Origin of the sequence: Shewanella sp. NFH-SH190041 (assembly GCF_024363255.1) — a bacterium.
Lineage (GTDB): Bacteria > Pseudomonadota > Gammaproteobacteria > Enterobacterales > Shewanellaceae > Shewanella.
On sequence record NZ_AP026070.1, the window covers coordinates 3,348,587 to 3,363,988 of the forward strand.

13 protein-coding genes are annotated in these 15,402 nt (G+C 48.6%); 1 reads left to right on the top strand and 12 read right to left on the bottom strand.

Features of this window, described 5'->3' with window-relative positions; genetic code table 11:
* The first annotated feature begins 57 nt into the window (after positions 1–57).
* Positions 58–2,634, top strand: a complete 2,577-nt coding sequence (mutS, locus tag NFHSH190041_RS14920) for a DNA mismatch repair protein MutS (protein ID WP_261925146.1) — start codon at positions 58–60, stop codon at positions 2,632–2,634.
* Positions 2,635–2,796: 162 nt separating this feature from the next.
* Here the strand turns inward: mutS and rpoS are convergent, their stop codons facing one another.
* The 12 genes from rpoS to relA form a co-directional block, all read right to left on the bottom strand.
* Complete coding sequence (gene rpoS / locus NFHSH190041_RS14925; RefSeq protein WP_261922545.1) at positions 2,797–3,789, bottom strand: RNA polymerase sigma factor RpoS; 993 nt, start codon at positions 3,787–3,789, stop codon at positions 2,797–2,799.
* A 79-nt stretch (positions 3,790–3,868) separates the two neighbouring features.
* Entirely contained in the window at positions 3,869–4,756 is an 888-nt protein-coding gene (locus tag NFHSH190041_RS14930; protein ID WP_261922546.1) for a peptidoglycan DD-metalloendopeptidase family protein, read from the bottom strand.
* Positions 4,757–4,795: 39 nt separating this feature from the next.
* Positions 4,796–5,434, bottom strand: a complete 639-nt coding sequence (locus NFHSH190041_RS14935) for a protein-L-isoaspartate(D-aspartate) O-methyltransferase (protein ID WP_261922547.1) — start codon at positions 5,432–5,434, stop codon at positions 4,796–4,798.
* Complete coding sequence (gene surE / locus NFHSH190041_RS14940; protein WP_261922548.1) at positions 5,431–6,177, bottom strand: 5'/3'-nucleotidase SurE; 747 nt, start codon at positions 6,175–6,177, stop codon at positions 5,431–5,433. The genes NFHSH190041_RS14935 and surE overlap by 4 nt, the downstream gene beginning before the upstream one ends.
* Complete coding sequence (gene truD / locus NFHSH190041_RS14945) at positions 6,174–7,247, bottom strand: tRNA pseudouridine(13) synthase TruD (protein WP_261922549.1); 1,074 nt, start codon at positions 7,245–7,247, stop codon at positions 6,174–6,176. Before truD ends, surE begins: the two co-directional genes overlap by 4 nt.
* Before the next feature lie 26 nt (positions 7,248–7,273).
* Positions 7,274–7,756 carry a 2-C-methyl-D-erythritol 2,4-cyclodiphosphate synthase gene (ispF, locus tag NFHSH190041_RS14950; RefSeq protein ID WP_261922550.1) on the bottom strand — a complete coding sequence of 161 codons (483 nt, stop codon included), beginning with the start codon at positions 7,754–7,756 and terminating at the stop codon, positions 7,274–7,276.
* On the bottom strand, positions 7,756–8,496 hold the full coding sequence (gene ispD, locus NFHSH190041_RS14955; protein WP_261922551.1) for a 2-C-methyl-D-erythritol 4-phosphate cytidylyltransferase: 741 nt from the start codon (positions 8,494–8,496) through the stop codon (positions 7,756–7,758). The genes ispF and ispD overlap by 1 nt, the downstream gene beginning before the upstream one ends.
* Positions 8,493–8,792, bottom strand: coding sequence for a cell division protein FtsB (gene ftsB, locus NFHSH190041_RS14960; protein WP_261922552.1), 300 nt, complete (start codon positions 8,790–8,792; stop codon positions 8,493–8,495). The genes ispD and ftsB overlap by 4 nt, the downstream gene beginning before the upstream one ends.
* 112 nt (positions 8,793–8,904) lie before the next feature.
* The gene (gene eno / locus NFHSH190041_RS14965) at positions 8,905–10,197 is read right to left on the bottom strand and encodes a phosphopyruvate hydratase (protein WP_261922553.1); all 1,293 of its coding nucleotides are present in this window, start codon (positions 10,195–10,197) and stop codon (positions 8,905–8,907) included.
* Between the two features lie 359 nt (positions 10,198–10,556).
* Entirely contained in the window at positions 10,557–12,194 is a 1,638-nt protein-coding gene (locus NFHSH190041_RS14970; RefSeq protein ID WP_261922554.1) for a CTP synthase, read from the bottom strand.
* Between the two features lie 106 nt (positions 12,195–12,300).
* On the bottom strand, positions 12,301–13,098 hold the full coding sequence (gene mazG, locus NFHSH190041_RS14975; RefSeq protein WP_261922555.1) for a nucleoside triphosphate pyrophosphohydrolase: 798 nt from the start codon (positions 13,096–13,098) through the stop codon (positions 12,301–12,303).
* Between the two features lie 26 nt (positions 13,099–13,124).
* Positions 13,125–15,332 carry a GTP diphosphokinase gene (gene relA, locus NFHSH190041_RS14980; protein WP_261922556.1) on the bottom strand — a complete coding sequence of 736 codons (2,208 nt, stop codon included), beginning with the start codon at positions 15,330–15,332 and terminating at the stop codon, positions 13,125–13,127.
* Between the last annotated feature and the right edge of the window lie 70 nt (positions 15,333–15,402).

The window sequence follows — 15,402 nt, forward strand, 5'->3', positions numbered from 1 at the left end:
GCCACCAAAGAAATGATTGCGGCTCAGCCGAGCCATAACAAAGGCAATACAGCTTCAATGACGGCAACAATTGACACTTCCGAACTGGAAAAACATACCCCTATGATGCGTCAGTATCTGACCATGAAAGCACAGCACCCAGATATGCTGTTGTTTTACCGAATGGGAGACTTTTACGAACTTTTCTATGACGATGCTAAACGGGCCTCTGAAATGTTGGGTATTTCCCTCACTGCACGGGGGAAAAGTGGTGGCGATCCTATTCCTATGGCGGGTATTCCCTACCATGCAGTAGAAGGCTACCTGGCTAAATTAGTGCAGATTGGTCAATCTGTTGCCATTTGTGAACAAATTGGCGATCCCGCCACCAGCAAGGGGCCTGTCGAGCGTAAAGTTGTTCGTATTGTGACACCCGGAACCTTAACCGATGAAGCGCTCCTGCAGGAACATCAAGACAACCTGTTAGCCGCTGTGTATGAATATAAACAGCATTACGGTTATGCCACACTGGATGTCGCATCCGGTCGATTTGTCATTATTGAACTGGGTAGTATCGAAGCGTTAGAAGCTGAACTGCAGCGTACTAACCCAGCAGAGCTGCTATACAGTGAAGACTTCGGCCAAATGCAGCTCATCAATCACTTCAAAGGTAAGCGTCGACGGCCAGAATGGGAATTTGACTACGATACCTGTGTCCGCTTATTGCTAGAGCAATTTGGTACCCGAGATCTCCGGGGTTTTGGTATTGCAGATGCCAGATTATCTCTACAAGCGGCTGGTTGCTTAATGCAGTATGTCAAAGATACCCAACGCACCGCGCTGCCCCATATCAATGCCATCACTCGATTTAGTCAAAGTGACAGTATTATTCTTGATGCTGCAACCCGGCGGAATTTGGAGCTAACCACCAATTTGAGTGGTGGTCGAGAAAATACGCTGGCCTCGGTATTGGATGCCACTGCAACACCTATGGGTAGCCGTATGCTACAACGCTGGTTACATCAACCATTGCGGCATCACGGGCAAATCTTAGCCCGCCAGCAAGGCGTGAGCGAATTACTGCAAAACGGCTTATATACCGAACTACATGAAATGCTTAAGGAATTAGGTGATGTAGAGCGGATTATGGCCCGATTAGCACTGCGCAGTGCCAGACCTCGTGACTTTGCCAGACTGCGCCAAGCGCTGGCAATGCTGCCAGCGCTACAACAATTATTAGCTGACTGTGATAGTGAGTATCTACGCCAACTGGCGCTACAGCTAAGTGAGTTTCCACAACTTCATGATCTGCTGGAGCGGGCTATTATCGATAATCCGCCGGTGCTTATCCGTGATGGCGGAGTGATCCGTGAGGGTTACCATGCAGAGCTAGATGAATGGCGCAGCTTAAGTGATGGTGCAACCGGCTATCTCGAAGAAATGGAAGCCAGAGAAAAAGCCCGTACAGGTATCCATACCCTTAAGGTCGGTTATAACCGAGTACATGGGTACTTTATTGAAGTAAGCCGCGCTCAGTCAGCATTGGTACCATTAAATTATCAACGTCGACAAACACTTAAAAATACCGAACGCTATATTACTCCAGAGCTGAAAGAACATGAAGAAAAGGTGCTGTCCAGCCAGGGCAAAGCCTTAGCACTGGAAAAACAGCTATGGGAAGAGCTATTTGATTTAATCCTGCCACACCTGCATCCATTACAGCAATTTGCTAAAGCCGCCGCTGAGTTGGATGTGATCAGCAATTTTGCCGAACGAGCCGATATGCTGGATTATCACTGCCCAGAGTTATCTACTGAAGCAGGGATCTGGATTGAAGCGGGCCGACATCCAGTCGTTGAGCGAGTCAGTAGTGAGCCATTTATTGCCAACCCTGTTGCACTGAATAACAACCGTAGAATGTTGATCGTCACAGGTCCCAACATGGGGGGAAAATCCACTTATATGCGTCAGGTAGCATTGATCACCCTGATGGCACATATTGGCTGCTTTGTGCCAGCCCAACGGACAATCGTTGGGCCTGTTGACCGTATTTTCACCCGTATCGGCGCATCTGATGATTTGGCTTCAGGTCGTTCAACCTTTATGGTGGAAATGACTGAAACAGCCAATATCCTGCATAATGCTACAGCGCATTCCTTGGTACTGATGGATGAGATCGGTCGGGGAACCTCCACCTATGATGGTCTCTCTCTAGCATGGTCAGCGGCAGAGTATTTAGCCCAAAATATTGCGGCAATGACACTATTTGCCACTCATTATTTTGAACTGACACAGTTGCCAGAATTACTGCCCCATGTCTGTAACGTCCATTTAGACGCAATGGAGCATGGTGATACAATAGCCTTTATGCATGCAGTGCAAGAAGGCGCGGCAAGCAAAAGTTATGGTCTGCAAGTTGCGGCATTAGCTGGGGTGCCAAGTGCAGTGATCCAATCAGCTAAACTTAAATTGCAGCAATTGGAAAACCGAGAACAGCCTCAAACCACTATCTCACCACAGCAGCAAGCATTGGCATTTTCAGCACCAGAGCCGAGCGCAGCGCTGAATCGCCTGGCACAAATTCACCCGGATGAATTAACCCCGCGCCAAGCCTTAGAACTGATCTATGAATTAAAACAGTTAGCCAAAGATTAAAGCTCGTCATCTTTAGCCCACAGTGGAAATCATAGGTTTACATCTCAACGGCTAAGAACAATCACTAAAAAACGCACCAATTGGTGCGTTTTTATTTGAAGTTATTCCTAAGGTCTAGTACAGATGTCATCTGTGCTATGTCATATAGCAGAAACCACAGTACTAATTTTTAAATAATGCCTCAACAGATAACCCCTGGGCACTTAATAATTCCCGCAAACGTTTTAATGCTTCAACCTGAATTTGACGAACCCGCTCACGGGTTAAGCCAATTTCTGCGCCAACATCTTCTAATGTTGATGGCTCATAGCCAAGCAAGCCGAAACGTCGCGCCAACACTTCGCGCTGTTTGGTATTAAGCTCATTGAGCCAACGGACAATAGAGTTAGAAATATCTTCATCCTGTACCTTGTAGTCAGGCGCGACAGAATCATCATCTGGCAATACATCAAGCAGAGCTTTATCACTTTCCCCGCCCAACGGGGTATCTACAGAAGATATTTTCTCATTCAATTTGAGCATACGACTGACATCAGCACTGTCCAAATCGAGTTTTTCTGCAATTTCTTCTGCGGTTGGTTCATGATCCAATTTATGAGCCAATTCCCTTGCAGTACGCAGGTACACGTTCAATTCTTTGACCACATGAATCGGTAGACGAATTGTACGGGTTTGATTCATAATTGCCCGCTCAATGGTCTGACGGATCCACCAAGTGGCATAAGTTGAAAAACGAAATCCTCGCTCTGGATCGAATTTTTCCACAGCCCGGATCAAGCCAAGATTCCCTTCTTCAATCAAGTCCAGCAATGCTAGACCACGGTTGTTATAACGTCGGGCTATTTTGACCACCAATCTTAGGTTACTTTCAATCATACGGTTTCTGGATTTTTCGCACCCCTTAAGCGCCTTACGCGAGAAATAGACTTCTTCCTCGGCACTAAGCAGCGGGGAAAATCCTATTTCACTCAGATATAGCTGGGTTACATCCAGATTTTTATGCAGATCTTCCTGAACCTGTTGTTCCAATTCAGCTTCCTGAACTGGGCTGAGCTGTTCTGACTCCCTGTCTTGCGATCCTTCATGGGGATCGGGCTGATTAACGGATAAATCTACAAGCTCTTCTGCTACGGCTGCATTTTTTTTCCGGCTCATAATTTACTCTCCCAAACCTGTGAACACTCAATAACTACTGCACTGTCGTATCCTCCATTGCCAAACTGGCTGCCTAAAATTATCGCTTAGGCAAATAGTTAAGTGGGTTCACAGACTTACCGTGGTAACGGATCTCAAAATGAAGCATTACCCGATTTGCATCCGTGCTGCCCATAGTCGCAACTGCTTGACCGGCTTTTACCGCTTGCTTTTCTTTGACCAAAATTTTATCGGCGTGAGCATAAGCACTAAGATAATCATCGCTATGCTTAATAATCACCAAATTGCCATATCCCCTAAGGGCATTGCCTGCGTATACCACTCGGCCTTTGGCAGCAGATTTAATGATTTCACCCCGATTACCAGCAATTTTAATCCCTTTATTTCCCTGTCCCGATTCAGAGAAAGTATCAATCAGCCGACCTGTTACTGGCCACACCCACCGGTTTACCTGCTTAGGCAGTTGTTTTACCGGCTTGGCGTTACCTTGGTTAACTTTTTGTTGCGAACTTGTTGCATGGTACGGTGGCGGATTTTTATTGACAAGGTTTTTTTCACTATAAGTGGCAGTTTTTACATTATCTCCACCATTCGTATTAGCTGCAGTTTCTACAACTTTTTTATTCTTCGCTGTGGATATAGATGCTGATTTGATGATTTTTTCTTTGTTATTCTGCGGCTTAGAGTAAATATAAGGTGTGGATAATCTGAGGATTTGTCCGGGGTAAATTGTGTATGGCTCAGACAAGTTGTTAAATTGAATCAAATCAAGGAAATCGGTATCAGCCCCCCAAGCAATAGAATATAACGTATCACCTCGCTTCACCCGATAATTATCTCCCTGAATACTGCCTTTACTGTATACCGGCCGCGCAGTAAAACTCAGGCTTTCCACCGGCGCAGGATGGGAAGCCTGAAAACTGCAGCCAGACAACGTTAATAGCGCTGAAATAGCCATGTGCGGCATTATTTTCACCTGTATTCCCCCATCCTTTACCGGTCTATTTCAGGCTAAATCGCCGTTAATCAGTGGCACAAATCTAACGGCTTCAATCACTTCCCGGTGCAATCCATTGTCCGTTTTAGTAATACGTAATAATTGCTGACTCGCCTCCCCAACGGGAATGATTAGCACGCCGCCTAGGGCTAGCTGGGATAACAGTGCTTCTGGGACCTGGGCTGCCGCCGCTGTCACAATAATGGCATCAAAAGGCGCTCGGTTATGCCAGCCTTGCCAACCGTCACCATATTTAAATGCCACATTATGTAAATTCAGCCGTTTGAGTCGTTGGCGAGCTTGGATCTGCAAGCTTTTAATGCGCTCAACAGTACAAAGTTGTGGTACCAAATGAGCCAATACTGCAGCCTGATATCCTGAGCCGGTACCAATTTCCAGTACTTTTTCAGGATTGGTTTGCATAACAAGCTCAGTCATTCTCGCCACAATATAAGGCTGGGAAATCGTCTGTCCCTGACCAATTGGCAGAGCAGTATTTTCATAGGCCTTATGTGCCAACGCGCCGTCCAAAAAGATTTCTCGCGGCGTCACGGTAACGGCCTGCAATACCCGGGGATCTCGGATACCGCTCATTGCCAGCTTTCTAGCCAGGTTTCTTGCGGCTGCACCTGAAGCCAACGGGTTCATATTTTTTCAATCCAATCCTGCAGCTGCGCTATCTGGCGATAGGCGGTTAAATCAACGGTTAAAGGTGTAATTGACACATATCCAGCCGCCACCGCAGCAAAGTCAGTTCCTTCTCCCGCATCTTGCTCTGCACCAGGAGGACCTAACCAAAAAATCTCTCGCCCAGCCGGATCGGTTGTGCGCACCATATCTTCAGCACGGTGGCGTACACCCAAACGAGTCACCTTAATGCCTTTGATTTCATTACGGGGAAGATCTGGCACATTGACATTCAAAATTTGATCCGCAGCCAATGGATACTGTCGTAATCCAGCTACCAGACGCACGGCGTAGTAAGCCGCAGTGTCATAATGCGCTAATTGGTGACCCACTAATGAAATAGCCATTGCAGGCAACCCCAAAAAGCGGCCTTCCATTGCAGCGGCAACCGTACCTGAATAAAGCGTGTCATCCCCAAGATTCGCGCCAGCATTAATACCGGACACCACCATATGCGGTTCTTGCTGATACAGCTCGCGAATAGCCAAGTGCACACAGTCTGTTGGTGTACCGTTGACAGCTACATAGCCATTCTCAAGCCGATTAATCCGCAGTGGGTTGGTCAGTGTCAAAGAATTACTAGCACCAGAACAATTCCTATCCGGTGCCACCACGGTAATATTTGCATTAGCTGACAGCGCATCAGCCAACGCTTTAATGCCCGGCGCATGTACACCGTCATCATTACTGATCAAGATATTCATTCAATCTCCTGCTGGGCTTTTTCAGCAGCAAGGCGCTCACGGTAAAGCCGCTCTTGCACATCATCATACTGACACAGCTCCCGCAGCACAGATGTGGCAAAACACCCTGATGGCAACATAAACTCCAGCAGCAGTGTGCGGTTATCAATCACGGTGGATTTCAGTCCTTCCGGCCGCAGCAACAAGGTGCGACGCTCCTGTTCCAGACCCGCATTTTCCAGCCCATCGCAATCGCTTTGTAGTCCTGCAGCTGCAATTTGCTGCAGTTCAAAGTCCCCCGCATCTCCAGTCGCGGGTAACTGACCACGTCCCCATAATGGCGCGGATAATTGAATATCCCGGTCAGCCAAACGTTGACTCAAGGTGTCGTCCCATTGCTCGGCGACAAAAAAAGAACGCGAGCCGGTTAACATGACACAATCACCCGCCAAAGGGAGCACACCGTGAATCGCCAAGCGACGAGACACCACTTGGTTGAAAATATTAGAGCGCACCGCCGACAGATACATGCTGCGCTTATTTCTGTCTTTTACCTTACGTCCAGCCAGCATTTTGCGGCCGTTATCAAGATTGCGTCCATCATGGCCAAAACGCTGCTCACCAAAATAGTTAGGCACTCCGGCAGCAACACTAGCAACCCGAGATAATAACGCTTCCATATCAGAAACTTGTCGTAAGGTCAGAGCGAAGCGGTTACCGGCCAATGCCCCAATTCGCAGTTTTTTATTGTGGCGGGTACTGGACAGTACCGTCAAATCATCGCTGTTCAATTCATGCCAAAGTGGCGTAATCTTGCCCGGGATCCGAATACCAAACCACTGTTCAGTAATAGCATTTTTATCTTTTTGCCCGGCAAAAGTGACTTCCTTGGGATGCACCTTGGCAAAGTCAGCCAGCATTTTTGCCACCTGAACGGTATTCAGGCCAGATTTGCGAATATGGACCAGATGGTGCTCTCCTTCGCCACAAGGAACAAATGGCAGGATCTCCTGCACCTGGAAGTCAGCATTTTCAGTACGCAAATCCGCCTTGACCGCCGGACGGCCAAAGCGGTATGTCAGTTCATTCATGAAGTAAAAATATTATCTTATGTCAGTTACTTAATAGCTGTCATCAAGACGACAGCCTCAACAGCAATACCTTCCTTACGGCCGGTAAAACCTAATTTTTCCGTGGTGGTCGCTTTCACATTGATCCGATCAATATCCGTTGCTAAATCCTGTGAAAGTACCTGTCTCATTGCGGCAATATGCGGCAACATTTTTGGGGCTTGAGCAATAATCGTGACATCCAGATTACCAAGACAGTACCCTTTCGTCAGCGCCAGTTGGTAACAATGGCGCAGCAATACCCGACTGTCAGCTCCGGCAAATTCAGGATCGGTATCCGGGAAATGTTTACCTATATCCCCGAGTGCCAGCGCGCCTAAAATAGCATCTGTGATGGCGTGCAGCACGACATCACCATCTGAATGAGCGATGAGTCCGGTATCATGGGGGACGGCAACGCCACCCAACATCAATGGCTTATCACCACCGAATTTATGTACATCAAAACCATGACCGATGCGGATAGTCATTATCTAGGGTCCTTATGATTGGGAATAGCAGGCTGCGCCTGTAATTGCTGAGCCTGAATAAATAATGCCGCTAAGGGCAAATCATCGGGATGCGTCACCTTGATATTATCAGCCCGGCCGGGAACAAGCCCTGGTTGAACACCTGCCCACTCCATGGCTGAAGCTTCGTCGGTGACTGTGGCTCCGGCGGCTAAGGCTGCTGCAATGTTTTCAGCCAAAACCCCGGCTGGAAACAGTTGCGGTGTCAATGCATGCCATAGATGCTCCCGGCAAACAGTTTCACCAATACAATGTTCACTGCCGCTAGCCGTACTCGCCCGTTTCATGGTATCACGAACTGGCATGGCTAAAATTGCCCCTTGGGGGTAAGCCTCGCGCGAGGCCAGCAAGTTATCAATATCACTGGCATGAATACAGGGCCTGGCGGCATCATGCACCAAAGCCCAACTATCAGCGGGAACCGCCTGCAGCGCGGCCAATACTGAATCAGCCCGTTCATTCCCCCCGGTAACGCGGGTGAGTTTTGGGTGAGCCGCCTGGGGCAGCGTATCAAACCAGGTATCATTCGGGTGCAGCGCTACCACCACGCCAGAGATCCCCGGGTGGGACAATAAGCGATCCAGCGTCTGACCCAAAATGGTTTGCTCACCGAGCGAAAGGTACTGTTTAGGGTAGCCGGCCCCCATACGGGCACCTATGCCGGCAGCTGGCACAATCGCCAGCGTTGTGGGTAATGTCATTCAAATGTCCGGGGTGAAGATTGTTCGTTGCCAACCACCCGGTAAAAGGTTTCACCCTCTTTAACCATACCAAGTTCATTGCGGGCTCGTTCTTCCAAAGCCTCCGTTCCCTGACGGAGGTCATGGATTTCTTCGCGCAAAACCTGATTGCGTTCAATCAGTTTGGCATTACTGTCGATCTGACTGTGGATCTGCTGCTTTAAATTGAAATACTCAGGCAGACTGTTTTCTCCCAGCCAGAGCCGGTATTGTAACATCGCCAGCAGAATAAGCAGTGCGAGCAGGAAACGTATCATGGCGTGGTAACGTCAGCGTTCTTAGGCAACCAATTGGAATAGCGCAAATAATACAACAAAAAAGGCCGCTGGGTGGCGGCCTTTTTCCGTTTGGTTCAGTCAAGCGCAGTAATTACTGGCCTTTAATTTCACTCAAACCGTTAAATGCAGCCTTGTCACCCAGCTGATCTTCGATACGCAGCAGTTGGTTATACTTGGCAACACGGTCACTGCGGCACAGAGAACCTGTTTTGATTTGGCCTGCAGCAGTACCTACAGCCAGATCGGCAATAGTTGCATCTTCAGTTTCGCCACTGCGGTGTGAAATAACAGCGGTGTAACCGGCTTCTTTCGCCATGCGAATAGCAGCCAGTGTTTCAGTCAGAGAACCAATCTGGTTGAACTTAATCAAAATAGAGTTAGCAATCTTATTCTCAATACCACGGGTCAGGATCTTAGTATTGGTCACAAACAGATCGTCACCGACCAACTGGATCTTATCTCCCAGAATTTGAGTCTGGTAAGCCCAACCGTCCCAATCAGATTCATCCAGGCCATCTTCAATAGAAACAATTGGATACTGCTCAGTCAGTGACTTCAGGAAGTCAGAAAATTCGTTAGCAGTAAAGACCTTGCCTTCACCAGCCAGATCGTATTGACCATTTTTGTAGAATTCAGATGCCGCACAATCCAGTGCCAATGTGATATCAGTGCCCAGTGTATAACCTGCAGCTTCAACAGCTTCTTTAATCACAGCCAGTGCATCAGCATTGGATGCCAAGTTAGGGGCAAAACCACCTTCATCACCAACAGAGGTGCTCATACCTTTGGCATGCAGTACTTTTTTCAGGTTATGGAACACTTCAGCGCCCATACGCAGTGCTTCGCGGAAAGATTTAGCGCCCACAGGCTGAATCATAAACTCTTGAATATCCACATTGTTATCGGCGTGCTCACCACCGTTCAGAATATTCATCATAGGAACTGGCATGCTGTATTTGCCAGGAGTGCCATTCAGCTCGGCGATATGGGCATACAGTGGCATACCTTTAAAGGCAGCAGCGGCTTTAGCAGCGGCCAGAGACACAGCCAAAATAGCGTTAGCACCTAGCTTGTCTTTGTTTTCGGTGCCATCCAGATCAATCATAATTTGATCCAGGGCGGCTTGAGCAGTGGCATCTTTACCCAGCAGCGCATCTCGGATAACACCGTTTACATTGGCAACGGCAGTCAGGACACCTTTACCCATGTAGCGAGATTTATCACCGTCACGCAGTTCCAGTGCTTCACGGCTACCAGTAGAGGCACCAGATGGCGCAGCAGCCATACCAATAAAACCGCCTTCCAGATGCACTTCTGCTTCTACAGTTGGGTTACCACGGGAGTCTAAGATCTCACGACCAATTACATTAATGATTTTAGCCATAATGCCCTCAAGAATTATCTAAAAAATAAAAATTACAAACTATATTCAAATCACCTCAGGATACAGGTCACAACTGCCGCTGCAGCGCCGCCGGGATCAGCTGAGTTAAACTGACTTGCATCCAGCATCTTGAGGTAACTTGAATATAGTATGTCCGGTTTGACAGATTTAAAGGGTTAACGATAGAAACTTTTCTTTTTTAAGATTTTTATCGCCTTTTACCTCGCCAAGACCTGATCTAACCGCGTTTTTGGCCAAGTTAATGGTGACAGAGATCCCACTGTCACCATTGCTCAGCAATCCACTGGCTTTTGTCCTGGTATAAAAAAAGCCGGCCCATTACTGGGTCGGCTTAATCATTACTCTACATCACCTTTCTGATGTTGGGCTGCTGCAGCAACAAACCCTTCAAACAGAGGATGACCATCCCGAGGCGTTGAGGTGAATTCCGGATGGAACTGACCGGCAACAAACCAAGGATGATTTGGCAGTTCAATCATTTCGACCAGTTTAAAGTCTGAAGAACGGCCACTGAATACCAGACCGGCTTTTTCTAACCGCTCGATATAGTTGTTGTTTACTTCATAACGGTGACGGTGACGCTCAACACACGTTTCTGCACCATAAGCCGCACGGGCTTTAGTGCCTTCAACCAGATGACACAGTTGCGCACCCAGACGCATAGTACCACCCAGATCAGATGCTTCATCGCGCTGCTCTACCTGACCTTCTTTGTCGATCCACTCAGTGATCAGACCCACAACTGGGTGTGGTGAGTTCTTATCAAACTCAGTGGAGTTAGCTCCGGCCAGACCGGCGACATGGCGGGCAAATTCAATCAGCGCAACCTGCATACCCAGACAGATACCCAGATATGGGATCTTGTTCTCACGGGCAAAATGGGCAGCGAGGATCTTACCTTCTACACCGCGCTCACCGAATCCACCTGGCACCAAAATACCGTCCAAGCCAGCCAGCACTTCATCACCCTTAGCTTCAACAGTCTGGGAGTCGATGTACTTGATGGTCACAGAAACACGGTTCTTCAGACCAGCATGCTTCAGCGCTTCGTTAACAGACTTATACGCATCAGGTAGTTCAATGTACTTACCTACCATACCGATGGTCACTTCACCATTAGGGTTGGCTTCTTGATAAATTACATTTTCCCATTCAGACAGATCAGCTTCCTGACAGCTCAAGCCAAAGCGCTTAACCACCAGCTCATCCAGACCTTGAGAACGCAGCAGGGCTGGGATCTTATAGATGCTGTCAACGTCACGCAGAGAGATAACTGCACGCTCTTCTACGTTACAGAACAGGGAGATCTTGGCACGTTCAGTTGCTGGAATTGCACGGTCACCGCGGCAAACCAGAATATCAGGCGCAATACCGATAGAGCGCAGTTCTTTAACAGAATGCTGAGTCGGCTTGGTCTTAACTTCTTGAGCAGGACCAATAAATGGTACCAGTGTCAGGTGCATATACATGGAACGATCACGGCCCAGCTCTACGCCCAATTGACGGATAGATTCCAAAAATGGCAGAGATTCGATATCACCAACAGTACCACCAATTTCCACGATACATACATCGTGACCCTGACCGCCTTCCAGAACTTTTTCTTTAATGGCGTTGGTGATATGTGGGATCACCTGGATGGTTGCACCCAGGTAGTCACCGCGACGTTCTTTACGCAGCACTTCTTCGTAAATACGACCGGTGGTGAAGTTGTTACGACGGTTCATCTTGGTACGGATGAAACGCTCATAGTGCCCCAGGTCCAGATCTGTTTCTGCGCCGTCCTCAGTAACAAATACTTCCCCGTGCTGGATTGGGCTCATGGTGCCCGGATCAACGTTGATATAAGGATCCAGCTTCATGATAGTCACATTGAGGCCACGCGCCTCCAGAATCGCAGCCAAAGAAGCCGCTGCAATGCCTTTACCCAACGACGAAACCACGCCGCCGGTAACAAAGATATACCTAGTAGTCATGCTGAACCTGAGAAAAATGAAAGTGAAATATAGTGTGCTTGTAAGAAAGCACCAGGACGGGGCGACAGTATACTAAAGTCGCCCCGACGAGACAAACAGGAATCGGTTAATTTTTTTGTTCAGCCACTTTGGCCTGTTGCCAGTATACTTCTAACTCAGCCAGGCTGTGCTGTGTCATCTCACGACCACTATCACGGGCCTGTTGCTCCACACTGGAAAAACGCCGACTGAATTTATCATTGCCGCGCCGCAGCGCTTGCTCCGGCTCAACCCCTAGATGACGAGACAGATTCACCACAGCAAACAATAAATCGCCCATTTCATCTTCTATGCGCGAAGTTACTCGCTCTTTAGCATTCGCCTCGGCCATCACCTCATCAATTTCTTCATGTACCTTAGCCAGCACATCATTCAGGTTGTCCCAGTCAAACCCAACCGCAGCAACTCGCTTTTGAATTTTCCCTGCCCGGGTCAATGCCGGTAAGGCGCGGGGAATATCATCCAGTACACTAAATTGCTGCCGCGCAGCTCGTTCACCAGCCTTAAGTTGTTCCCAGTTAACCCGCACTTCATCACTGGAAGACAGACTCATATCACTGAATACATGGGGATGACGCTCAGTCAACTTGCGGCAGATCCGCCGGGTAACCTCATCAAAATCGAACATGCCCCGCTCTTTGGCCAGCTGGCAGTAAAACACCACCTGAAATAGCAGATCCCCTAACTCACCGGGCAATTCATCCCAAGCTTCACGCTCTATGGCATCGGCGACTTCATAGGCTTCCTCTAGGGTAAAGGGCACAATGGAATGAAAATCCTGCGCCTTGTCCCAAGGGCAGCCGTCAGCAGGGTCGCGTAATGCCGACATAATATTAAGCAGCTGCTCCAATGCAGATTGAGCCATCTTATTTCCTATCATCTATTTTACCGTCAGTGACGGTGTACATCCGCCACCCCTTCAACCTGGCTGAGCTTGGTCAATATCCGTGACAGACCATCTGAGTTATACAGCTCCAATTCCAGATCGATCGTGGCGGTTTGAGTTTTCACATCCGAGGCTGAATTCATGGCCATGACATGGGACTTTTCTGATGCCAGAACCGACGTCACATCCCGCAGCAAGCCTGTTCTATCATTGCCGGTCACCCGCACCCGAACCCGATAGCCGCCGGAATAATTTTCGCCCCAGACCACGTCCACGGTACGTTCCGGATGTTGACGCATCAGCTCTTTTATCTGCTCACAATCATCTCTGTGCACTGAAATCCCCCGGCCTTTGGTGATAAAGCCGACAATTTCATCACCCGGAACCGGGTGGCAACACTGGGCAATATGGCTGAGCAAATTACCCACGCCATTGACCTCAACCTGATCCTGATTTTTCCGCTCGGGTTTAGGCTGGGATTTTTTCACCAGATCCTCAACCACATCCTCAACACTAGGTTCCTCACCGCGATGACGACTCTGGATATGGTTAACCACCTGATTTAACCGAACATCACCGCCGCCGATCCCCGCCAGCAGATCATCCATACTGGTCATATTGAAGCGTTCGGCTGCGCTCTGCGCATCTTTCAGCTTCAAGCCACTGCGGGCCAACTCAGCTTCCAGCATCTCCCGACCAGCGACAATATTTTTGTCTCTGTCCTGCTGCTTAAACCAGTGCTGAATTTTAGAGCGGGCACGGGAAGAGCGGATATACCCCAGGTTGGGGTTGAGCCAGTCCCGTTTCGGATTAGGGGTTTTCGAGGTAATAATTTCAATTCGCTCACCGGTTTCAACCTGGTAGGTAAAGGGCACAATCCGGCCATCTACCTTGGCACCAATACATTTGTGCCCCACTTGGGAGTGAATGTAATAGGCAAAATCCAACACGGTTGAGCCCTGGGGCAGATCCACCACTTCACCGCTTGGGGTAAAGACATAAACCCGGTCTTCAAAGACTTGAGAACGGATTTCTTCCACCAAGTTACCACTTTCAGCCACATCTTCCTGCCACTGCAGAATTTTGCGGAGCCAGTTAATTTTCTCTTCGTAGCCACTTTGTTTGCCGCTATGGTTCCCCTCTTTATATTTCCAATGCGCAGCAACCCCTAACTCTGCATCTTCATGCATCTGTTGGGTACGGATCTGGATTTCAACGGTTTTCCCTTCAGGGCCCACTACCACGGTATGAATTGACTGATAACCATTTGGCTTAGGGTTAGCCACATAATCATCAAATTCCCGGGGAATATGGTGCCACATGGTATGTACCACCCCTAATGCACCATAACAGTCCTGCAAACGCTCGGTGACAATCCGAACGGCCCGTACATCAAACAGTTCATCAAAGGCCAGGTGCTTGCCCTTCATTTTGCGCCAGATGGAATAAATATGTTTGGGACGACCATAGACCTTAGCGCGAATATGCTCTTCATCCAGCCGCGCCTGCAATTGACTGACAAAATCATCAATAAAGGTTTCCCGATCCAACCGTTTGCCATCCAACTGACGGGCAATGTCCTTGTAGGTTTCTGGGTGCAGATAACGAAACGAGATATCCTCCAGCTCCCATTTGAGCTGGCCAATGCCCAGCCGGTTCGCCAGCGGGGCATAAATATCACTGATCTCCCGGGCCAATAATACCCGGGTCTCTTCATCAGCATTTTTTACTGCTCGCAGCAGGCAAATACGCTCCGCCAGCTTGATCACCACAGCCCGGACATCTTCCACCATCGCTAATAGCATGCGACGGATATTATCTATCTGAGGTTCACTGGTGCGCGACTGGTTATTGATTTTCAGCGCGCTGATGGCATTCATGGTCACCACACTGTCCACCAGCTTACCCAAAGACGGGCCGAACTGCGCTTCCAACTGTTCACGGTCCAGCAAACCCGCTTCCTGCGCTTCAAACAGTACGGCGGCTTGCAGAGTTTCAATATCCATATTCAGCGGCGAGAGAATTTCCACCATCTCCCGCGCTCTGGCGACCATCTGTCGGCCATCAATATGCTTGGCCTGCACCATGGTATCTATCCGGCGGATCAGTGCCAGCAACATCGTGGCCTCATCTGCATCGGCGACATAACGGTCAACCCACTTTTCCAGTTGAAAATCCGGATCATTAAAGTGCGCTTCACGGACAGATACCATTTCCTCTTCCTTATTGTTATCAGACTAGACGCAACGTCTTACTCTATTTGACTATCATCAGCATTGCGCT